General features: G+C 70.7%; 18 protein-coding genes, 1 other RNA gene and 1 pseudogene. 12 read left to right on the forward strand and 8 right to left on the reverse strand.

Features of this window, described 5'->3' with window-relative positions; all coding sequences use genetic code 11:
* Positions 1 to 43: 43 nt before the first annotated feature.
* Positions 44 to 151, forward strand: a pseudogene (locus QSJ97_RS25070) (hypothetical protein); the annotation flags it as partial.
* Here QSJ97_RS25070 and QSJ97_RS19195 read toward each other — a convergent pair.
* Positions 151 to 1491 carry a DNA polymerase III subunit gamma/tau gene (locus QSJ97_RS19195; RefSeq protein ID WP_285673723.1) on the reverse strand — a complete coding sequence of 447 codons (1341 nt, stop codon included), beginning with the start codon at positions 1489 to 1491 and terminating at the stop codon, positions 151 to 153. The pseudogene QSJ97_RS25070 and the gene QSJ97_RS19195 sit on opposite strands and share 1 nt — an antisense overlap.
* 140 nt (positions 1492 to 1631) lie before the next feature.
* Here QSJ97_RS19195 and QSJ97_RS19200 point away from each other — a divergent pair, with 140 nt between their 5' ends.
* Together QSJ97_RS19200 and QSJ97_RS19205 are read left to right on the forward strand one after the other, a co-directional pair.
* The gene (locus tag QSJ97_RS19200) at positions 1632 to 1934 is read left to right on the forward strand and encodes a sll1863 family stress response protein (protein ID WP_285673724.1); all 303 of its coding nucleotides are present in this window, start codon (positions 1632 to 1634) and stop codon (positions 1932 to 1934) included.
* Between the two features lie 124 nt (positions 1935 to 2058).
* A complete protein-coding gene (locus QSJ97_RS19205; protein ID WP_285673725.1) occupies positions 2059 to 3234 on the forward strand; it encodes a hypothetical protein in 1176 nt (391 codons plus the stop codon).
* A gap of 7 nt (positions 3235 to 3241) precedes the next feature.
* On the opposite strand, the gene QSJ97_RS19210 is transcribed toward QSJ97_RS19205, so the two are convergent.
* Together QSJ97_RS19210 and ffs are read right to left on the reverse strand one after the other, a co-directional pair.
* On the reverse strand, positions 3242 to 4126 hold the full coding sequence (locus QSJ97_RS19210) for a CE1 family esterase (protein WP_285673726.1): 885 nt from the start codon (positions 4124 to 4126) through the stop codon (positions 3242 to 3244).
* 98 nt (positions 4127 to 4224) lie between these two features.
* An RNA gene (gene ffs, locus QSJ97_RS19215) (signal recognition particle sRNA small type) lies at positions 4225 to 4321 on the reverse strand.
* A 146-nt stretch (positions 4322 to 4467) separates the two neighbouring features.
* On the opposite strand from ffs, the gene nudC reads away from it, so the two are divergent.
* Positions 4468 to 5400, forward strand: a complete 933-nt coding sequence (gene nudC / locus QSJ97_RS19220; RefSeq protein WP_285673727.1) for an NAD(+) diphosphatase — start codon at positions 4468 to 4470, stop codon at positions 5398 to 5400.
* Between the two features lie 9 nt (positions 5401 to 5409).
* Here the strand turns inward: nudC and QSJ97_RS19225 are convergent, their stop codons facing one another.
* The 4 genes from QSJ97_RS19225 to QSJ97_RS19240 all read right to left on the reverse strand — a co-directional run bounded on the left by QSJ97_RS19225 (position 5410) and on the right by QSJ97_RS19240 (position 9665).
* Positions 5410 to 6282: a hypothetical protein gene (locus QSJ97_RS19225; RefSeq protein WP_285673728.1), complete on the reverse strand. Its 873-nt coding sequence runs from the start codon at positions 6280 to 6282 to the stop codon at positions 5410 to 5412.
* 177 nt (positions 6283 to 6459) lie between these two features.
* Positions 6460 to 7413 carry a LysM peptidoglycan-binding domain-containing protein gene (locus QSJ97_RS19230; RefSeq protein ID WP_285673730.1) on the reverse strand — a complete coding sequence of 318 codons (954 nt, stop codon included), beginning with the start codon at positions 7411 to 7413 and terminating at the stop codon, positions 6460 to 6462.
* Positions 7414 to 7479: 66 nt separating this feature from the next.
* The gene (locus tag QSJ97_RS19235; protein ID WP_285673732.1) at positions 7480 to 8424 is read right to left on the reverse strand and encodes a hypothetical protein; all 945 of its coding nucleotides are present in this window, start codon (positions 8422 to 8424) and stop codon (positions 7480 to 7482) included.
* Between the two features lie 2 nt (positions 8425 to 8426).
* On the reverse strand, positions 8427 to 9665 hold the full coding sequence (locus tag QSJ97_RS19240; RefSeq protein ID WP_285673733.1) for an NAD(P)/FAD-dependent oxidoreductase: 1239 nt from the start codon (positions 9663 to 9665) through the stop codon (positions 8427 to 8429).
* Between the two features lie 198 nt (positions 9666 to 9863).
* On the opposite strand from QSJ97_RS19240, the gene QSJ97_RS19245 reads away from it, so the two are divergent.
* Positions 9864 to 10205 carry a DUF2853 family protein gene (locus tag QSJ97_RS19245; protein WP_285673734.1) on the forward strand — a complete coding sequence of 114 codons (342 nt, stop codon included), beginning with the start codon at positions 9864 to 9866 and terminating at the stop codon, positions 10203 to 10205.
* A gap of 36 nt (positions 10206 to 10241) precedes the next feature.
* Here QSJ97_RS19245 and QSJ97_RS19250 read toward each other — a convergent pair whose 3' ends face one another.
* Entirely contained in the window at positions 10242 to 11609 is a 1368-nt protein-coding gene (locus QSJ97_RS19250) for a radical SAM protein (protein WP_285673735.1), read from the reverse strand.
* Positions 11610 to 11703: 94 nt separating this feature from the next.
* On the opposite strand from QSJ97_RS19250, the gene fnrL reads away from it, so the two are divergent.
* The 7 genes from fnrL (at position 11704) to ccoP (ending at position 18598) form a co-directional block, all read left to right on the forward strand.
* On the forward strand, positions 11704 to 12441 hold the full coding sequence (gene fnrL, locus QSJ97_RS19255; protein ID WP_285673737.1) for a transcriptional regulator FnrL: 738 nt from the start codon (positions 11704 to 11706) through the stop codon (positions 12439 to 12441).
* Between the two features lie 135 nt (positions 12442 to 12576).
* Positions 12577 to 13956, forward strand: a complete 1380-nt coding sequence (locus QSJ97_RS19260; RefSeq protein WP_285673738.1) for a DUF3179 domain-containing protein — start codon at positions 12577 to 12579, stop codon at positions 13954 to 13956.
* 322 nt (positions 13957 to 14278) lie between these two features.
* Positions 14279 to 14947, forward strand: coding sequence for a TadE/TadG family type IV pilus assembly protein (locus QSJ97_RS19265; protein WP_285673739.1), 669 nt, complete (start codon positions 14279 to 14281; stop codon positions 14945 to 14947).
* A gap of 206 nt (positions 14948 to 15153) precedes the next feature.
* On the forward strand, positions 15154 to 16755 hold the full coding sequence (gene ccoN, locus QSJ97_RS19270; RefSeq protein WP_285673740.1) for a cytochrome-c oxidase, cbb3-type subunit I: 1602 nt from the start codon (positions 15154 to 15156) through the stop codon (positions 16753 to 16755).
* Between the two features lie 12 nt (positions 16756 to 16767).
* Positions 16768 to 17505 carry a cytochrome-c oxidase, cbb3-type subunit II gene (ccoO, locus tag QSJ97_RS19275; RefSeq protein WP_285673741.1) on the forward strand — a complete coding sequence of 246 codons (738 nt, stop codon included), beginning with the start codon at positions 16768 to 16770 and terminating at the stop codon, positions 17503 to 17505.
* A gap of 11 nt (positions 17506 to 17516) precedes the next feature.
* Entirely contained in the window at positions 17517 to 17681 is a 165-nt protein-coding gene (locus tag QSJ97_RS19280; protein WP_285673742.1) for a cbb3-type cytochrome c oxidase subunit 3, read from the forward strand.
* A gap of 5 nt (positions 17682 to 17686) precedes the next feature.
* Positions 17687 to 18598, forward strand: coding sequence for a cytochrome-c oxidase, cbb3-type subunit III (gene ccoP / locus QSJ97_RS19285; RefSeq protein WP_285673744.1), 912 nt, complete (start codon positions 17687 to 17689; stop codon positions 18596 to 18598).
* Positions 18599 to 18629: the final 31 nt, after the last annotated feature.

Below are 18629 nucleotides of genomic sequence, written 5' to 3' on the forward strand. Positions count from 1 at the left end.
TGGCAACATCGCCAAGGCGCTCGACATCGACAGCCACAAGGTGATGGAGATCTTCTGCGTGGACCGCAAGCTCAACATCTCCCCGGCCTATCTCAGGCCCGGCTTCGCCTTCGGCGGCTCATGCCTGCCCAAGGATCTGCGCGCGCTCACCTACAAGGGCCGCGAGCTCGATCTCGAGCTGCCGGTGCTGGAGGGCCTGATGCGCTCGAACGCGGTGCAGATCGACCGCGCGGTGGGGCGCGTGCTGGAGGCCGGGGCGCCGACCGCGCGGGCGCCGCCCCCGCCGCCATTGCCGCCATTGCCGCCGGCGCGGGGGGCGCCCGCGCCGCCGCCGGCGCTCTCCTCGGCCAGCAGTCGGCGCACCAGGTCCTCCGGCGGCGGCAGGTCGGCGACATGGGTCAGCCGGATCAGCGCCATCTCGGCGGCCATCATCGCATTCGGCGCCAGCGCCAGCTCCTCGAGCGCCTTCAGCAGCATCTGCCAGGCCCGCGTCAGCACCCGCATCGAGAGCCGCGCCGCCAGGTCGCGCCCGCGCGCCCGCTCGTCCGGCGCCACGGTGGGGTCCTCGGCCATCTCCGGCGAGACCTTGAGCACCGAGACCCAGTGCGTCAGCTCGGCCAGGTCGCGCAGCACCGCGCCAGGGTCCGTCCCCTCGGAATACTGCGCCGAGAGCTCGGCCAGCGCCGCCGCCGCATCGCCCCGCATCACCGCCTCGAAGAGGTCGATCAGCCGGCCGCGGTCGGCCACCCCCAGCATCGCGCGCACCGCCTCCGCCGTCGCCGGCCCGGAGCCCTGCGCCAGCGCCTGGTCGAGCAGCGAGAGCGCGTCGCGCACCGAGCCCTCGGCGGCCCGCGTCACCAGCGCCAGCGCGCCGGGCTCGACCTCGGCCCCCTCGGCCTCGGCGATGCGGCCGAGATGCGCCATCATCGCCTCCGGCTCGATCCGCCGCAGGTCGAAGCGCTGGCACCGCGAGAGCACCGTCACCGGCACCTTGCGGATCTCGGTGGTGGCGAAGATGAACTTGGCATGCTCCGGCGGCTCCTCCAGCGTCTTCAGCAGCGCGTTGAAGGCCGAGGTGCTGAGCATGTGCACCTCGTCGATGATGTAGACCTTGTAGCGCGACTGGCTGGCCCGGTAGCGCACGCTCTCGATGATCTCGCGGACATCGCCGACGCCGGTGTTGGAGGCCGCGTCCATCTCCAGCACATCGGTGTTGCGCCCCTGCGAGATCGAGCGGCAGGCCTCGCATTCCCCGCAGGGGTCGATGGTCGGCCCCTCTGCCGCCTCGCAGTTGAGCCCCTTGGCGAGGATCCGGGCGGTGGTGGTCTTGCCCACCCCGCGCACCCCGGTCAGCACGAAGGCATGGGCGATGCGGCCGGAGGCGAAGGCGTTGGTCAGCGTGCGCACCATCGCCTCCTGCCCGATCAGGTCGCGGAAATGGGCGGGGCGGTACTTGCGCGCGAGCACCTGGTAGGCAGGGGCGTCGGACATGGCGCTGGGCTCCGGTGCAGGGGGCGTGCGCCCTACCCTATCGGTCGGGGGCCGGCCTCCGCAAGCCGCAGCCCCCTTGAGATCCATGCCATGCGGCATAGCTAAAAAGTCTCCGGACACAAATGAAAGGAGACCCGCAGATGACCGACCGCAAGCAGTTCATCGAGAGCATGAAGGCACAGCTCGACAATATCGATGAAAAAATTTCGACCTACGAGAAGAAAATGGCGGAGGCGAACGAGCGCGCCGCGTCGGAATACGCCGACCGCCTGGACGAACTCAGGAATATACGGGCGGATGCCGCGGAATCACTGACCGAGGCGCGGGACAAGGCAGACAGCGAATGGGCCGAGTTCCGCGACAATGCCGAGCGCCGCTGGAACAAGATCACCGAGGCGTCCTCCGATGCCTTCGCCCGCCTGCGCGAGGGCTTCACCGGCTGACCGCCGCGGCGCCGGAACCCGGCGGCTGGCCGGGATGGCCGAAGCCCCGCCGGCCGCGCTATGGATGACCCACGCGGCAGGAGGCAGCCGGCGGAAGGCGGCCGGCAGGCGGGAGGCGCAGGCGATGAGATGGCTCGTCGATATCGACCGGGGCGTGGCCGAGGGGCTGCTCGCCCCGGAGGCCGGCGAGGCGCTGAAGGCCCGCGCCCGCGCCGAGGCCATGGATTTCGGCATCAACGTCCTGCTGATCGGCGGCATCTGCACGGTGCTGCTCGGCGTTCTGGCGCTGTCGCCCACCGCCGAGGGGCTGACGCTGACCGGTGCCGCCCTGACCCTGATCTCCGGCGCCGCGCTCGGCCGGCTCGCTGCCCGCCACCGCTTGCCGGCCAGCGCCGGTGCGGTGATCGGGCTCGCAAGCCTTGCCGGCGGGCTGGTGTCGCTGGCCATCGAGATGGCGGGCGATACCGGGCCGGCGATCTGGATCGGGCTGGCCATCCTCGCCGGCGGGCTGGCGCTGCGCCAGTTCGGGCCGGCGCATCTGCGGCCGATGGGCGCCTGGGCGGCGGTGTTCGGCGGCGCCGCGCATCTGGCCGGCACCTTCGGGCTCGACGATGCCGCGGGGCTCGGCTGGCTCGCCATGCTCGATGCCGCGGCGGTGCTGCTGCTGCTCGGGCTGGCGCTGGATCTCAGGCTGCTCACCGCGCTCGCGGTCTTCGCGCTGGCCGGCACGCTGGCCACCACCGCCTATGACCATGCGAGCTATCTCCTCGCCGTCTACGAGCCCGGCATCGCCATCGTGATGATGGGGGGGCTGGCGCTCCTCGCCGCGCTGCTCGCGCCGCGGCTGGCCGAACGCTGGGCGCGCCACGGGCGGATCTTCGGGCTGATGGCGCTGATCTGGGTGAACCTCGCCTTCTGGGTGGGATCGCTCTGGGGCGACCGGCCGGGCGAGAGCCTGCGCGCGCCGCCGCGCAGCGCCTTCGCCACGGCGCAGGACTACCGGGAGGCGCGCCGGGCCTTTCGCGAGACGCTGGTGGAAATCCCCGAGGGCGCCTTCGCGCTCGGCTGGGCGGTGCTGCTGGTGGCGGTGGCGGTCTGGGCCGGGCTGACCGGCCGGCGCTCGGTGCTGAACGCGGCGGCGGTCTTCGGCGCGATCCATTTCTACACGCAGTGGTTCGAGCGGCTGGAGACCGAGCCGCTCACGGTGATCGCCGCGGGGGCCATCGCCATCGCCGCCGCCTGGGGGATGCTGCGGCTCAATGCCTGGATGGAGGCGCGCGCGGCAGCCGGCGGCGGCTGAGCTCCGCTCAATGCTGGCGGAAGAAGGCCCAGGCGCGGTCGCTCAGCCAGGGGCCGATGTCGAAATACCAGTGCGTGTGCCCGGCGATCTCGGCCAGCATCACGTCGTGCCCGGCACCGGCCAGCGCCGCGGCGCTGCGATGCACGGCCGGCGCCGGGAAGACCGCATCCTCGGTGCCGACATAGAGCGCGATGGCGGGCAGCGGGCCCTCCGCCGCCGCGACCTGCGCCGCCGGCACCGCGCCGCCATGCACCGCCACCGCGCGCCACATCCCCGGCATCGCATTGGCCAGCGCCAGCGCCTGCCCGGCGCCGCTGTCATGGCCGAAGAGATAGATCCGCTTCGGGTCGATGGCATAGTCGCGCGCCAGGTCGGCGAGCAGCGCATGGGCAAACTCCGGCCCGTCGCGGCGCGGATGCCAGCTGCCGCCAAACGCCTCCGGCGCGACGAGAATCAGCCCCGCCGGCCGGGCGATCTCGCGCCACATGTCGAGCATCGCCGCGGCGCCGCCATCGGATCCGTGCAGCACCACCAGAACCGGGCTCGCGACCCCCGACCACGCCCGCCGCGGCACGAGAAGGCTGTAGCGCCGCTCGCGCCCGCCCACGCGCACCTGCCCGGACCGCAGCCCCTCGGTCCGGGGCACGTGGCGGCGGCGATAGCGCTCGGCGGGGATCGGCGCGGTCAGCCGGCGGACGGCATAGTCGCCCACCGGCTCCGGCGGCCGGCGCAGCCGCACGGCCCGGGTCACGGCAGGCCCTGCCGCCGCTCCGGACAGCGCGCGGTGATGCGCGGCGAGCCGGGTCTCCAGCACCACGTCGAGCGCCAGAAGCCCCGCAGCCAGCACGAGGCCGCCGATGATACCCATGAGAAAGTCGAACACGGCGCGCATGGGGCGATCCTCGCTGCCCGATTCGGCGCCGTTTCCGGCCAGGACGCCCGAGCCGCGGCCCGTGCCGCGCATGGCCCCGAATCGCCCGAGGCGCCTGGGGTGAGAGGCTGGAACGCGACCCAAGCGGGCCTCGTTACGGCTGCTTCCTTCCGGACCTGACCGGGTTGGCGAGGAGCCTGCCCGCGCCAACCTCTCGAGCACAGATGTAGCCAATGGCGGCGCCGAGGACAAGGACCCCGGCGCAGATCTCCCGCGCACCGATCTCGCGCCCGTGCCGACGCGGCCATTGCGAAGCGCCACGGCTTGAGGCAATGAGGGCGCTCTGAAATGGAATGCATCCCATGAGCCTGTCACACCCCGTCACCTTCGCCTCCGGCGGCGCCAAGCTCGACCGCGCCACCCATCTGCGCGGCGCAACGAAACGGCTGCTGCGCGACAAGCAGGCCCGGCTGCTGCCGCTGTCCGAAGGCCGCGTGCTGATGGAACAGGGCGACGGCTGGCACCGGCTCGCCTGGGTGCCGACCACGCCGGACACGCTGAAGCTCACCCGCGAGGCGCCGATCTTCCTCGGCCTCTTCGAGGACACCCCGGTCTTCGCGGCGGATTTCTCGAGCATCGCGCCGGAGCGGCTCGAGCGCAGCTTCATCGCGGGGGCCAAGCTGCACGACCTGCGCAGCGTCGCCGGCGAGATCTCCGCCGGCGAGGCGAGCGTGGCGGCCACCGCGAAGGGCGTGCTGGGCTGGCATGCGACGCATCTCTTCTGCGCCCGCTGCGGCGCCGAGAGCAGGCCCGAGGAAGGCGGCTGGCGCCGGCGCTGCGTCGAATGCGACGGGCTGCACTTCCCGCGCATCGACCCGGTGGTGATCATGCTCGTGACCCATGGCGAGCGGGTGCTGCTGGGCCGCCAGGAGGCCTGGGCGGACCGGGTCTTCTCGCTGCTCGCGGGGTTCATGGAGCCGGGCGAGTCGATCGAGGACGCGGTGCGCCGCGAGACCCGCGAGGAGGCCGGCATCGAGATCGGCCGGGTGCGCTATCTCGCCTGCCAGCCCTGGCCCTTCCCGTCCTCGCTGATGCTGGCCTGCGCGGCCGAGGCGCTCTCCACCGAGATCACCATCGACACGCAGGAGCTCGAGGACGCGACCTGGGTCAACAAGTCCGACCTGCCCGACATCCTCGCCGGCAAGCACCAGCAGTTCGCCGCGCCGCGGGTGAGCGCGATCGCGCGCATCGTGCTCTCGGCCTGGGCGATGGGCGAGATCCCGGATTTCGACTGAGGCCGCCCCTCAGGTCACGCCGAAGAGCTTCTTGAACGGGCCGAGCAGCGGCTTCACGGCGCCCTGCACCGCCTTTGCCGCCTCCTTGACGACCACCGGCGTCAGGGTCTTGCCGAGGCGCCCGGTCCAGCCCTCCACCAGAAGCTGATAGCCGCGCGCGGTCGCATGGTGCTTCTTGGCCATCTTCTCGATCGCGGCGCAGTGCCGGCGCGCGGTGATGCAGCGTGCCTTGAGCTGCTGGCAGGCGCGCCAGTGCACCATCATCTCGGTCTGGATCTCCGGCGGCAGGGGAATGGTCTTGATCAGCTTGTCGAAGGTCGCCTCGCATTCGCCGAAGATGTCGGCATAGCCGGCATAGATCTTCCGATATTTCGGAAACACCGCCTTGCAGGCACCGAGCCAGCCGACCAGGTCGGTGAGCTCGAGCGCGAAATCGCGCACATGCGGATAGGCTTCCTTGGCGCGGCTAACGGTCAGCTCCTGATGCTGGCCGTTGTGGTGGACCGACTTCTCGAATTTCAGCTCGAAGGCCCAGACCTTCTTCCTGCGCGCCTCCAGCGCCGCGGTCGGGTCGAACCGCGCGACCTGCTCGAACCACTTGTTGCCCTTGTCGAGCGCCTTGCGGATCTTGACATAGTCCACCATGGTCACGGTGATCTTGAACTTGGCCTTGCCCTCGCCGATCGTGACGGTCTTCTTGCCGACGCTGCCCTCATCCGGCAGGCCGAACCATTTCTTGAGCTTCTCCGGGTCCTTCAGCTCGTCCGCGGTGGCCTCCGAGGCGCCGATCACCGCGTCGATCTTTCCCTTGTGCTCGACGAAGAGCGCCTTGCCGAGCTTCTTGGCCGTGCTGTCCGGGATGAGATCCAGAAGTGTCGACATCCTGCCGCCCTTTCGCATCGGTGCCGCACGGTCGCTGCGCGGGTTTCCGTCGGAGGGCAGACTAGCCGGCCAATGTATCAGTCGGACCTTGGCGGGCTTTGCAATTGTATCGGAACGGTGTCCGACGACCGCGCGCCAGGCGCGGAGACCGGCGCGGCGGCCGGCGCGGCCTCCGGCTCAGGCGGCGGCCTTCTCCAACTTGCCGAGCGCCTTCTCCGCATCCCTGGCGCGGCTCTGGGCGTTCTTCGCCTCGTTCTTGCAGACCGTGGCCCTGGCCGCCGCCAATGCGAGATGCACCGAGAGCGGCTGCACCTGGCCGGACTTCAGCAGCTTGACCTGCGCCAGCACGCCCTGCAGCGAGAGCTTCAGGCCCTTCATGTCCTTGTCCAGGAGCTGCCACGCCCCCATGCCGTAGAACTGGGGATTGCCCGCGAAGCTCTCGGCCTTCTTCCAGAGCGCGTTCTTTGCCGCGGCATCGGCCGACTTGGCGATGCGCTCGAGGCTCTTCGACATGGTGTCGAGCTCCGGCGTGGTCTTGCCGAGCAGCGCCGTCGCCGCCTTCTTGCCCGCCGCGCCGACCGCGCTGCCCGCCCCGCCGCCGGCGCCGAGCTTGGCGGCATCCTTGGCCTGCTTGCCGACCTCCTTCAGCGCCGCCCGCGCCGCCGTCGCGACCAGGGCGAGCTGCCCGGTGCAAAGCGCCTTGAGCTGGCGGATCTGGACATCCGGCAGCGGAACGAAGGGAAGCTGCTTGGCCTGCACCACCGCCAGGATCTGCCCGTCCACCGTCTTGACCGACGCCTGCATCAGCTTGAGCGCATTGCCGACCGCCTTCACCGCCGCCTCGAGCGCCGCGCCCTTGGCGCCGAGATGGGCCGAGAGCATCGTCTCCTGCACCATCGTTGCCGCGGCGGCGGCCTGTTCGGCCTCGGCCTTCTTCTTCTCGGCCTCGGTCGGCGGGATCACCAGGATGTCGCCGGCGCGGATCAGGTCCGGCTCCTTGCGCTTCGACCTGACGCCCTTGTTCTTCGGGTCGTTCCAGATCGTCTTCCAGCTCTTGTGCTTGTACTTCTTCGCGATGCCGATCAGCGTGTCACCCTTGGCGACCTTGTGGGTGCGGTCCGTCCCGGCCATGGCGCAACCTCCACGCTTGTTGCATCCCGCAAAGATTACGCTATGGCAGGCGAAGGGGCAATTCCGTCACGCATTGCGGCGCGCCCCCAGCACCCGCCCCATCAGCAGCGGCGTGAACAGCATCGGGATCTGGTAGAGCGCGACATAGAGCCCGAAGGCCGCGTCCGGCGGCAGCGCGGCGACATAGAGCGCCACCGTCCGGTTGCCCCAGGCGAGCCCCGTCGCCCCGGCCCGCCCCGGCCCCGCAGCGCCCCGCGCGCCGCGCGCCACCACCGCCTGCATGCCGAAATTCACCGCCACCGCGAGCGCGAACATCGCCAGCGCCCGCTCCGGCTCGCGCAGGATGATCTCCCAGACCCCGTCGAACAGCGGCACCACGAAGAACAGCATGGCCAGCGCGCCGATGCCGTCGAAGGCGCGGGCCTCGCGGGCGATCCGCGCCGGCCCCGCGAGATGGCGGATCAGCAGGCCGAGCGTGCCGCCTGCCAGGATCATCGCCCCCATGCGCAGCGCCAGCGCCCAGGCATCGATCGGCACCGCGTCTCCGAGCAGCGCCGCCACCACCGCCGGGCCGAGAAAGGGGGCGGCGACCGAGGCCACCACCGTGAGCTCGAGCGCCAGCGCCGCGTCGAGCCCCATCAGCAGGCAGAGCCCGGCGGCCGAGGTGATCGGCGGCGCCGCGCCGGTATAGACCAGCGCCTCGAGCCCCTCCGGCCCGAGCCCGGCAAGCCGCCCGAGCCCCCAGAGCACCGCCGGCGTGACCACCAGCAGCGCCAGCACCAGCGCCGCGAGCCGCAGCATCCGCCGCGGCCGCAGCGCCGCCCGCGCCGCATCCCGCATGTCGAGCCGCGCCACCGCGACGGCGAAGACCAGCACCACCAGCCCCGGCAGGAAGGGCCGCAGCCCGGCCGAGAGCCCCGGCAGCAGCAGCGCCAGCATCACCCCCACCGCGAGCACCCAGCGGGCGCGCCCGCCGATCGCCCCGAGCCCTGCGAGCAGAAGCCGCGCCACGGTCAGTCGAACCGGCCGACGCGGCAGTCCGCGAGGTCGATGTTGGGCGGGCGCCCGGCGATCATGTCGGCGATCAGGCGCCCGGTCTTGGGTGCCATGGTCAGGCCCAGATGCTGCGCGCCGAAGGCGAAATAGACCCCCGGCGCCTTCGGTGCCTGCCCGAGCATCGGCAGGCTGTCCACCGTGCTCGGCCGGTGCCCGAGCCAGACCGATTCGCCTTCCCAAGTGAGGCGCGGATAGAGCCGGCGTACCGCGCGCCGCTGCAGCGCCGTCGGCGCCGCCGAGGGCCCGGCCGCGAGCCCGCCGAACTCGGCGAGCCCGGCCAGCCGTAGCCCGCCCTCCATCGGCGAGGCAGCGCATTTCCGGTCGGTCAGCATGTAAGGCCCCGGCGGCATGTGGCTCGGGTTCTCCAGCATCAGGTGATAGCCGCGCTCGCTTTCCATGCCGGCGCGGTGGCCGAGGCGCTCGGCGAGCCGGCCCGACCAGGCCCCCATCGCCAGCACCGCCCGGTCGGCGGCGATCTCCTCGCCGCCGGCCCGGATCATGACGCCTTCGCCGTCGGGGCGGACATCCTCGACCTCGGCGCGGCGGAACCGCCCGCCCTCGCGGATGAAATGCGCGAACAGCGCGGCCGTGTAGGCGCCCGGATCGGTGACGTTGCCGCTGTCGCGGAAGGTCGCGGCAAAGCCGTAATCCGGTCCGAGCTCGGGATCGGCCGCGGTGAGCGCCGCGCGGTCCAGCGTCTCGCAGCGGATGCCGGCCTCCTGGCGCAGGCGGTTGCCGAGCTTGTCCTTCTCCCAGGCCGCCCGGTCGGGGTAGAGGAAGGTGTAGTGCCCGTCGCCGATATGGCGCTCGGCGCCGGTGCCCTCGGCGAGGCGGCGGTGCTGGTCGACGCTGTCGAGCACCAGCGCACCCAGCATGCGCGAGATCCGCTCGACCTCGGCGAGCCGGCCATGCGCGAGAAAGCGGGTCAGCCAGGGCAGCAGCCGCGGCAGGTAGCTCCAGCGCAGGAAGAGCGGGCCGTCCGGGTCGAGCAGCATCCGCGGCGCCTTGGCCAGCAGCCCCGGCACCGGCACCGGCACCACCGCATTGGCCGCGAGGATGCCGGCATTGCCGAAGCTGGTCTGCCTCGGATCGCCGGGCTCGATGCGGTCGATCAGCTCGACCTCGTGCCCGTCGCGGCGCAGCCATTCCGCCGTCGCCACCCCCGTGATCCCTGCCCCGAGTACCGCAATCCGCATCGCCGCGCCTCCCTCCGTTTGCCCCCGACACGGGGATGCGCGGCGGGATTTGTCAAGCATTGCCGCATTCGCCGGGCAAAACCCTGCGAGGAAACGACAAAAACTGCTGCAAAGCCGAGCCGGATGCGACATATTCGTTCGCGCCCGCCCCGGCGCCGCCGCGTCACCCTGCGGGCAACCGGAGAGTGGAGGGATCCCGTGAGCAAGCGCGACGACCTGATCGAGAAATACGCCGACGACCTCAAGAAGAAATGCGGGCAGGACCCGGACATGGAGCTGCTGCGCAAGGTGACGATCGGCTGCGGGCCGGCGATCTACAACGCCGACAGCTCGACCGTTTCGAGCTCCGACAGCAGCGAGGTCGAGCGCGTGAAGACCAATTTCCTGGTCAAGAAGCTCGGGCTGGCCGACGGGCCGGAACTGGACGCGGCGATCGACGCGGTGTTCGAGACCTATGGCAAGTCCAACCGCAACAAGTACCGCGCGGTGGTCTACTACCTGCTGACCAAGTATTTCGGCAAGGAAGCGGTCTACGGCTGAGACCGGCCGGGAAGAACCCGCGGCCCGCGGCCCCGCTCAGAGCGCGATGGGGTGGCGGGCCGCGCCCTGCCTCCGATAGGCATCGAACTCCGCGGCGATCAGCCGGAGATGGCTCTGCCAGGCCGGATCGACCCGGAAGCCGCCGCGCCAGGGCACCAGCACCCCCGCCGGCGCCCGCGCCATCAGTGCCGCCGCATGCGCTGCCACCGGCCGGACGAAATCGCCGTAGCGCGCGCCGAGGGCATCGAGATCGAGGCCGCCGCCGCAGAGGATCTGCCCGATGACATCGCGGCGCAGCCGGTCGTCGAGCCGCAGCGCATGGCCGCGCGAGGTCGCCAGCCGCCCGGCCTCCACCGCGCCGATATAGCCCGCCGTCGCCCGCGCGTTCTGCACATAGCCCTGCGGCAGCGCGCCCACCGCCGAGGCGCCGAGCCCGATCAGCGCCCGCGGCGTGTCGGGGCGGTAGCCCGCGAAGCAGCGCGCGAGGCGCCCGGCCTGCGCCGCCTCGACCAGCGCATCGCCGGGCCGGGCGAACATGTCGTGTCCCACCGGCACCAGGCCGGCAGCCACGAGCTGCGCCCGCGCCGCCGCCGCCTGGTCGCGCCGGGCCGCGAGATCGGGCAGCGCGCGCGCGTCGATCACCGCCTGGCGCCGCGCCTGCCAGGGCATGTGGGCATAGCCGTAGAGCGCCACCCGGTCGGGCGCCAGCGCCAGCGCCGCCTCGACCGTGCGCGCCAGCGTCGCCGAGGTCTGCGCCGGCAGGCCGTAGAGCAGGTCCACCGTGATCCGTCCGACGCCGTGCGCGCGCAGCCCATCGACCGCGCGGATGGTGCTGGCATGGTCCTGGTGCCGGCCGATCGCCGCCTGCACGCCCGGGTCGATGTCGCCGAGCGAGACGGTCGCGGCGGCCAGCCCGGCCTCGGCCAGCGCGGCGAGCCGCGCCGGGTCGAGGTCGCGCGCATCGAGCTCGGCCTCGAGCGGCGCCTCCGCCGCCCCCGGAAAGACCCGGTGCAGCACCGCCGACAGCGCCCTGATCTCCGGCGCCTCCAGCACGCTCGGCGAGCCGCCGCCCCAGGCGATCTCGCTCACCCGGCAGCCGGGCGGCAGCGCCGCCGCCACCGTCGCCGCCTCGCGCACCAGCGCCATGACGTAGCGCCGCAGACCGGCCCCCCGCACCACCGACTGGGTGCGGCAGGCGCAGAACCAGCAGATCCGGCTGCAGAACGGCACATGGACATAGAGCGCCAGCGGCAGCCCGGCCGGGATCCCGCCGAGCCAGCGGGCATAGGCGGCATGGTCCACCGCCGCGGTGAAATGCGGCTCGGTCGGATAGCTGACATACCGGGGAACCATGCGTTCCAGCGCCGTCGGGTCGAAGGGGGAATGAAGCGGATTGCCGGTCATGCCCCCGGTTGTCGGCCTGCGACCCCGCAGCCGCATTGACCGAGGTCAACGTCGGGCCCATCATCCGGCTGCAAGAGGCAATGAAGGCCGGCAGATGATCAAGCCCGCTCCGACGAAGCACATCCACTGCTCCGACTGCCCGATCCGGCACCGGGCGGTGTGCTCCTATGCCGACCGCGACGAGCTCGACCGCCTGAACGCGATCAAGTACTACAAGACCTATCCCCCGGGCAGCGAGGTGGTCGCCGCCGGCGAGGAGAGCACGGCGATCGGCTCGGTGGTCGAGGGCGTGGTGAGCCTCTCCAAGACCATGGCCGACGGCCGGCGCCAGATGGTGGGGCTGATGTTCCCCTCCGACTTCATCGGCCGGCCCAACGTGCCGGTGGCGCCCTTCGACGCCCTCGCCGTCACCGAGGTGACGCTCTGCCTGTTCCCGCGCCCGCGGTTCGAGCGGCTGATGCGCGACATCCCGGCGCTCGAACGGCGGCTGCTCGAGATCACCCTCGACGAGCTCGACGCGGCGCGCGACTGGATGCTGCTGCTCGGCCGCAAGACCGCGCAGGAGAAGATCGCGAGCTTCCTCACCATCCTCGCCCGGCGCGCCGCCGCCGCGGGCGACAGCGGCGGCAGCCTGCGCATCGCCCTGCCGATCACCCGCGAGGCGATCGGCGACTATCTCGGCCTCACCATCGAGACCGTGAGCCGGCAGATGACCGCGCTGCGCAAGGCCGGCGTGATCGTGCTCGAGGATGCGCGCAACATCCATATCCCGGATTTCGCGGCGCTGCTCGAGGCAGCGGGCGAGGACAGCGACGGCGGCCTGATCGCCTGAAGCCCCTGCGGCCGCGGGCGGCTCGTTCACGGCGCGGCTCGTTCACGGTGCGGCGCGCAGGCGTGACCGCACGGCGCGCCGCTCCCGGTGTATCCTGATGCGCAGATCCGTGACCGCCGCAACCGGAGCCGCGCCATGCCCGCCACCCGCCGCGCCCTGCTCGCCCGCAGCCTGCCCGCCCTCGCCGCGCTCGCCCTGCCGGTGCTGCCCGGCCCGGCCCGCGCCGATGCCGTCGACGAGGCGCTGGCGGCGCTGATCTTTGGCGGCGCCTTCGCGCGCGGCGCGGCGCTCGAACAGCTGGCCGGCCACACCGACCCCGACATCGCGCCGGCGCTGATCCTCGCGCTGCGCTATGCCCGCGGCGGTGCCCGCCCGATCGCCGCGAGGCTGCGCGCGATCACCGGCCACGACGCCGATGACTGGTTCGGCTGGATGCTCTGGCAGGAGGCGCATCCCGAGATCGTCCCGCGCGCCGGCTATGGCGCGCTGAAGCGGCGGCTCTATCTCGCCATCGACCCGGCCTTCGCGGTGTTCCTGCGCCCCGAGCACCTCGCGCCCGAGACCATGCGCATCCGTTTCGAGGAGGCCGCCTGGGGCGGGGTGCGCAAGGACGGCATCCCGGCGCTCGACGGGCCGGAGATGATCGCGGCGGAGGCAGCCGGCTACCTGCTCGACGACGATCTGGTCTTCGGCATCGAGATCAACGGCGACATCCGCGCCTATCCGCTGCGCATCATGGGCTGGCACGAGATGTTCAACGACGTGATCGGCGGCGTGCCGGTGGCGCTCGCCTACTGCACGCTCTGCGGTGCCGGCATCCTCTTCGAGACGCGGGTGGAGGGCCGGGCGGCGCCCTTCGTCTTCGGCTCCTCGGGCTTCCTCTACCGCTCCAACAAGCTGATGTTCGACCGCGAGACGCATTCGCTCTGGAACCAGTTCACCGGGGAGCCGGTGATCGGCCCGCTGGCGGCAAGCGGCATCCGCCTCGCCCAGCGCCCGGTGGCGATCGCGCGCTGGGCCGACTGGCGCGCCGCCAATCCGGGCACCACGGTGCTCTCGGAGAACACCGGGCATGTCCGCGACTACGGCTCCGGCGTGGTCTACCGCGACTATTTCGCGAGCCCCGACCTGATGTTCCCGACAAGCGCCGGCGATGGCCGCCTCGCGGCCAAGGCCCATGTCTTCGGCATCCGCAGCTTCGGCGCGGCGAAGGCCTGGCCGCTCGACGCCTTCGCCGGCGGGCGGGTGATCAACGACCGGGTGGGCGATCTCGCGGTGGTGCTGGTCGGCGACGCGGCGGGGCGCACGGTGCGCGCCTATGACCGCGGCGGGCGGGAATTTTCCCCCGGCGCGGCGCCGGACAGGCTGCTCGCCGGCGGCGCGGCCTGGGAGGTGACCGAGGCGGCGCTGGTCGGCCCGGGCGGCGCGCGGGCGCCGCGGGTCGCCGGCCATGTCTCGTACTGGTTCGCCTGGGACGGCTATCTCGGCGCCACATCGGAGCTTTTCCCGGAATGAGACCGAGCCGCGAGTCTGTGCCGCAAAGGTGACATGCAAAGCGCCAAGCGCTGCGAAGATGCCCACCCGGAAGGCGGCGGACTGGTGCAGGCCGGTAAAACCTGTTAACCCGTTAATCGGCCGCATGCTGGCGCCCTCGGGGTGCCGGGTGGGGAGTGTGTGGTATCGGGCTTGCATTGCGCCGGTTTGCGCGGGCCGCCCGGCCGGGCGTGGATTGGTCCGGTCGGTCGTTTCCGTCAGTAGCGGCACGTTCTGGGACCAGGGGCTTGGCAATCCGGCCGCGCCTAGTCTGGAAGGGATGGGGATGTTGAAGGCCTCGATCATGGCGGCAACGCGGTTCATCCGCGACGAGCGCGGCACCGCGAGCATGGAATTCGTCGTCACCCTGCCGCTGCTGCTCGGGCCGCTGATCCTGACCGCGGAATACGGCCAGGCGCTCTCGAACCGCGAGGCGCTGGACAGCGCGGTCGCCGATGCGGTGCAGCTGCTTGCCGTGGCCCCGGCCCTGCCGGCGATCACCGCCGGCGGCGAGAACGACGCGCCGCTGCTGGTGCAGCATTTCGTCGACAAGGCGGAGGAGCTGATCGCCGACCGGCTCGAGGTGCCGGAATCGGCGATCATGTTCGAGGCGACGATCTCCGAGGACTGCTCGGTGACCACCGCCGACCCCGACGGCGCCGACCGCCCCTTCTACATCGTGCGGGTGCGCGCGGTGGTCGGCCTCAAGCTCGGCCTGCTCAGCTTCTTCAACAACTTCTTCAACGGCGCCGACGGCGCCTTCCGCGAGCGTCTGCCGATCCTCGCCACCGACGAGGCGCGCTACATCTCGGCGGTGCCGCCGATCGACAACGTCGCCTGCACCTGGACGAACATCGCGGCCTGCACGCTCGACATCAACAACGCCAAGGCCAGCGACGGCGACACCACCAGCATCGACGCCATCTTCCCCGGCAGCGCCATCACCGGCTGCCCCGGCAGCGGCGGCGCCTGACGCCATCCTCCCCCGATGCGCCTGCCCGACCGGCCACCGGATTGGTGGCTGGGCTGGATTGTCGCAGCCCTTGAATGCTGCCGCCGGCGACCAATCCGGTCACACTTGACGCAGATCAAGGGCACCTTCCCAGCCTCTCCCCATAAGCGGACCAGGATCGGGGGCGGAGTCCCCTGGCTACGCATTGGGACGGATCGAGGAAGAACATGGCCGATATCTTCAAGCTAGTGGCCCTCGGCATCGTCGCGGTTTTCGCGGCGATGGGGGTCAACTTCGCGCGCGATCTCGCCTATCAGGCGAACGCGCTCACCGTGCTGGCGGTCGCGCTCGGGCTCTTCGTCCATATCGTCCGGAGCATGGGGCGGCCGAAGCCGGCGCCCGAGACCGGATATATGGACGAGGTGATCCGCTATGGCGTGATCGCGACGGCACTCTGGGGGGTCGTCGGCTTCCTGGCAGGCACCTACATCGCCTTCCAGCTCGCCTTCCCCGACCTGAACTGGGGTCTCTCATACACCAGCTTCGGCCGGCTGCGGCCGCTGCACACCAGCGCCGTGATCTTCGCCTTCGGCGGCAACGCGCTGATCTGCACCAGCTTCTACGTGGTGCAGCGGACCTGCGCGACGCGGCTCTGGGGCGGCAACCTGGCCTGGTTCGTGTTCTGGGGCTTCCAGCTGGTGATCGTGCTCGGCGCGACCTCCTATCTGCTCGGCGGCTCGCAGTCGCGCGAATATGCCGAGCTGGCCTGGCATATCGACATCTGGCTGACCGTGGTCTGGGTCGCCTATCTCGCCGTCTTCATGGGCACGCTGTTCAACCGCAAGGAGCGCCACATCTACGTGGCGAACTGGTTCTATCTCAGCTTCATCGTCACCGTGGCGATGCTGCATGTGGTGAACAACCTGGCCTGGCCGGTCTCGGTCTGGGGTTCGGAGAGCTACTCGCTGTTCTCCGGCGTGCAGGACGCCATGACCCAGTGGTGGTACGGCCACAACGCCGTCGGCTTCTTCCTCACCGCCGGCTTCCTCGGCATGATGTACTACTTCGTGCCGAAGCAGGCCGAGCGCCCGGTCTACAGCTACAAGCTCTCGATCATCCATTTCTGGGCGCTGATCTTCCTCTACATCTGGGCCGGCCCGCACCACCTGCACTATACCGCCCTGCCCGACTGGGCACAGACCCTCGGCATGGTGTTCTCGATCATGCTCTGGATGCCGTCCTGGGGCGGCATGATCAACGGCCTGATGACGCTGAACGGCGCCTGGGACAAGCTGCGCACCGATCCGGTGATCCGCATGCTGGTGGTCTCGGTGGGCTTCTACGGCATGTCGACCTTCGAGGGCCCGATGATGTCGATCAAGGCGGTCAACAGCCTGAGCCACTACACCGACTGGACCATCGGCCACGTGCATTCCGGCGCGCTCGGCTGGAACGGCATGATCACCTTCGGCGCGCTCTACTTCCTGGTGCCGCGGCTCTGGAACCGCGCCCGGCTCTACTCGCTTGCCATGGTCTCCTGGCACTTCTGGCTCGCGACCATCGGCATCGTGCTCTACGCCTCCTCGATGTGGGTCACCGGCATCATGGAGGGGCTGATGTGGCGCGAGGTCGACAGCCAGGGCTTCCTCGTCAACTCCTTCGCCGACACCGTGGGCGCCAAGTTCCCGATGTACATCGTGCGCGGGCTCGGCGGCGTGCTCTACCTCACCGGCGCCGTCATCATGTGCGTCAACCTCTATCAGACCATCCGCGGCCGGCTGCGCGAAGAGCGCGAACCGCTGGCTGCCGGCGCCGTCGCGGCCGAGTAAGGGGGAGCCGAGATGTCCATTCTGAACCGACACAAGGTCATCGAGAAGCACGCCACGCTGCTGATGGTGCTGGCCTTCCTGGTGGTCACCATCGGCGGCATCGTCGAGATCGCGCCGCTGTTCTGGCTGCAGAACACCATCGAGAAGGTGCAGGGGGTGCGGCCCTACTCGCCGCTCGAGCTGGCGGGGCGGCAGATCTATGTCCGCGAGGGCTGCTATGTCTGCCACAGCCAGATGATCCGCCCGATGCGCGACGAGGTCGAGCGCTACGGCCATTACAGCCTCGCGGCGGAATCGGTCTATGACCATCCCTTCCAGTGGGGCTCCAAGCGCACCGGGCCGGACCTCGCCCGCGTCGGCGGCCGCTATTCCGACGCTTGGCATGTCGATCACATGACCAACCCGCAGGCGCTGGTGCCCGAGTCGGTGATGCCGCGCTATCCCTGGCTCGGCGAGACGGTGATCGACGGCGAGCACATCGCCGATCATCTCCGCGCCAACCGGGTCGTGGGCGTGCCCTATACCGACGAGCAGATCGCCCGCGCCCGGATCCACTTCTCGGCCCAGGTCGATCCCGATCACGACGCGGTGGACGAGCTGCTCGAGATGTATCCCAAGGCGCAGGTCCGCAACTTCGACGGCCGGCCCGAGATCACCGAGCTCGACGCGCTCATCGCCTATCTGCAGGTCCTCGGCACCATGGTCGACTTCTCGACCTATGAGGCCACGGCCGAGCTCAACCTGCGCTGAGGGAGGACAGGATGGACACCTATTCCCTGCTGCGCCAGTTCGCCGACAGCTGGTGGCTTCTCGTGATGACGGCCTTCTTCCTGGGCGTGGTGGTCTTCACCCTGCGCCCCGGGTCGAGGCGGGTCCATGACGACATCGCCAACATCCCGCTCCGCAACGACGAACCGAAGGAGTGAGCGCCATGGCCGATCACGACCGGAAAGACATCGACGACATCACCGGCACCGAGACCACCCAGCACGAGTGGGACGGGATCAAGGAGCTCGACACGCCCCTGCCGAAATGGTGGCTCTACACCTTCTACGGCACCATCGCCTGGGCGCTGGTCTACACCGTGCTGTTCCCGGCCTGGCCGCTGATCTCCTCGGCCACCGCCGGGGTGCTCGGCTACAGCTCCCGCGCGGAGGTGCACGAGGCGATCGCCGAGCATACCGCAGCGCAGTCGATCTATACCGACCGCATCGCCGAGCTCTCGATCGACGAGGTCGCCTCGGATGCCGAGCTGATGCAGTTTGCCCAGGCCGGCGGCGCCGCGATCTTCGCCACCTACTGCTCGCAGTGCCACGGTGCCGGCGCGGCGGGGGTGCAGGCCTCGGGCTATCCCAACCTGCTCGACGACGACTGGATCTGGGGCGGCACGCGCGACGCGATCGAATACACCATCCGCCACGGCATCCGGAACGAGCTCGACTATGACGCCCGGCTCTCGGAGATGCCCCGCTTCGGCGCCGACGAGATCCTGGGCGCGGAGGAGATCGCGGCGGTGGCCGACCATGTGCTGTCGCTCTCCGGCCAGGGCGAAGGCAACGAGGACGGCGCCGCGCTCTTTGCCGACAACTGCGCCGCCTGCCATGGCAAGGACGGCACCGGCAACCACGATCTCGGCGCGCCCAACCTCGCCGATGCGATCTGGCTCTATGGCGGCTCGCGCGAGAAGGTGATCGAGAGCATCCACTATGCCCGGGCCGGCGTCATGCCGCCGTGGAACGAGGAGGCGCGCGGCGCCTCGGGCCTGAGCGACACCGAGATCAAGCAGGTCGCGCTCTATGTCCACAGCCTCGGCGGAGGCGTGGAGGCCGCGCCCGAGGAGTGATCCTCCCGCCATCCCGACCGTTTTGCTGCGG

This window comes from Paralimibaculum aggregatum (assembly GCF_030270585.1).
GTDB classification, from domain to species: domain Bacteria; phylum Pseudomonadota; class Alphaproteobacteria; order Rhodobacterales; family Rhodobacteraceae; genus Thermohalobaculum; species Thermohalobaculum aggregatum.

Excerpts from the sequence above, each read along its gene's own strand:
- QSJ97_RS19195 (WP_285673723.1), bottom strand. The coding sequence starts at position 1,491 with ATGTCCGACGCCCCTGCCTACCAGGTGCTCGCGCGCAAGTACCGCCCC.
- QSJ97_RS19200 (WP_285673724.1), top strand. The coding sequence starts at position 1,632 with ATGACCGACCGCAAGCAGTTCATCGAGAGCATGAAGGCACAGCTCGAC.
- QSJ97_RS19205 (WP_285673725.1), top strand. The coding sequence starts at position 2,059 with ATGAGATGGCTCGTCGATATCGACCGGGGCGTGGCCGAGGGGCTGCTC.
- QSJ97_RS19210 (WP_285673726.1), bottom strand. The coding sequence starts at position 4,126 with ATGCGCGCCGTGTTCGACTTTCTCATGGGTATCATCGGCGGCCTCGTG.
- nudC (WP_285673727.1), top strand. The coding sequence starts at position 4,468 with ATGAGCCTGTCACACCCCGTCACCTTCGCCTCCGGCGGCGCCAAGCTC.
- QSJ97_RS19225 (WP_285673728.1), bottom strand. The coding sequence starts at position 6,282 with ATGTCGACACTTCTGGATCTCATCCCGGACAGCACGGCCAAGAAGCTC.
- QSJ97_RS19230 (WP_285673730.1), bottom strand. The coding sequence starts at position 7,413 with ATGGCCGGGACGGACCGCACCCACAAGGTCGCCAAGGGTGACACGCTG.
- QSJ97_RS19240 (WP_285673733.1), bottom strand. The coding sequence starts at position 9,665 with ATGCGGATTGCGGTACTCGGGGCAGGGATCACGGGGGTGGCGACGGCG.
- QSJ97_RS19250 (WP_285673735.1), bottom strand. The coding sequence starts at position 11,609 with ATGACCGGCAATCCGCTTCATTCCCCCTTCGACCCGACGGCGCTGGAA.
- fnrL (WP_285673737.1), top strand. The coding sequence starts at position 11,704 with ATGATCAAGCCCGCTCCGACGAAGCACATCCACTGCTCCGACTGCCCG.
- QSJ97_RS19260 (WP_285673738.1), top strand. The coding sequence starts at position 12,577 with ATGCCCGCCACCCGCCGCGCCCTGCTCGCCCGCAGCCTGCCCGCCCTC.
- QSJ97_RS19265 (WP_285673739.1), top strand. The coding sequence starts at position 14,279 with ATGGCGGCAACGCGGTTCATCCGCGACGAGCGCGGCACCGCGAGCATG.
- ccoN (WP_285673740.1), top strand. The coding sequence starts at position 15,154 with ATGGCCGATATCTTCAAGCTAGTGGCCCTCGGCATCGTCGCGGTTTTC.
- ccoO (WP_285673741.1), top strand. The coding sequence starts at position 16,768 with ATGTCCATTCTGAACCGACACAAGGTCATCGAGAAGCACGCCACGCTG.
- QSJ97_RS19280 (WP_285673742.1), top strand. The coding sequence starts at position 17,517 with ATGGACACCTATTCCCTGCTGCGCCAGTTCGCCGACAGCTGGTGGCTT.
- ccoP (WP_285673744.1), top strand. The coding sequence starts at position 17,687 with ATGGCCGATCACGACCGGAAAGACATCGACGACATCACCGGCACCGAG.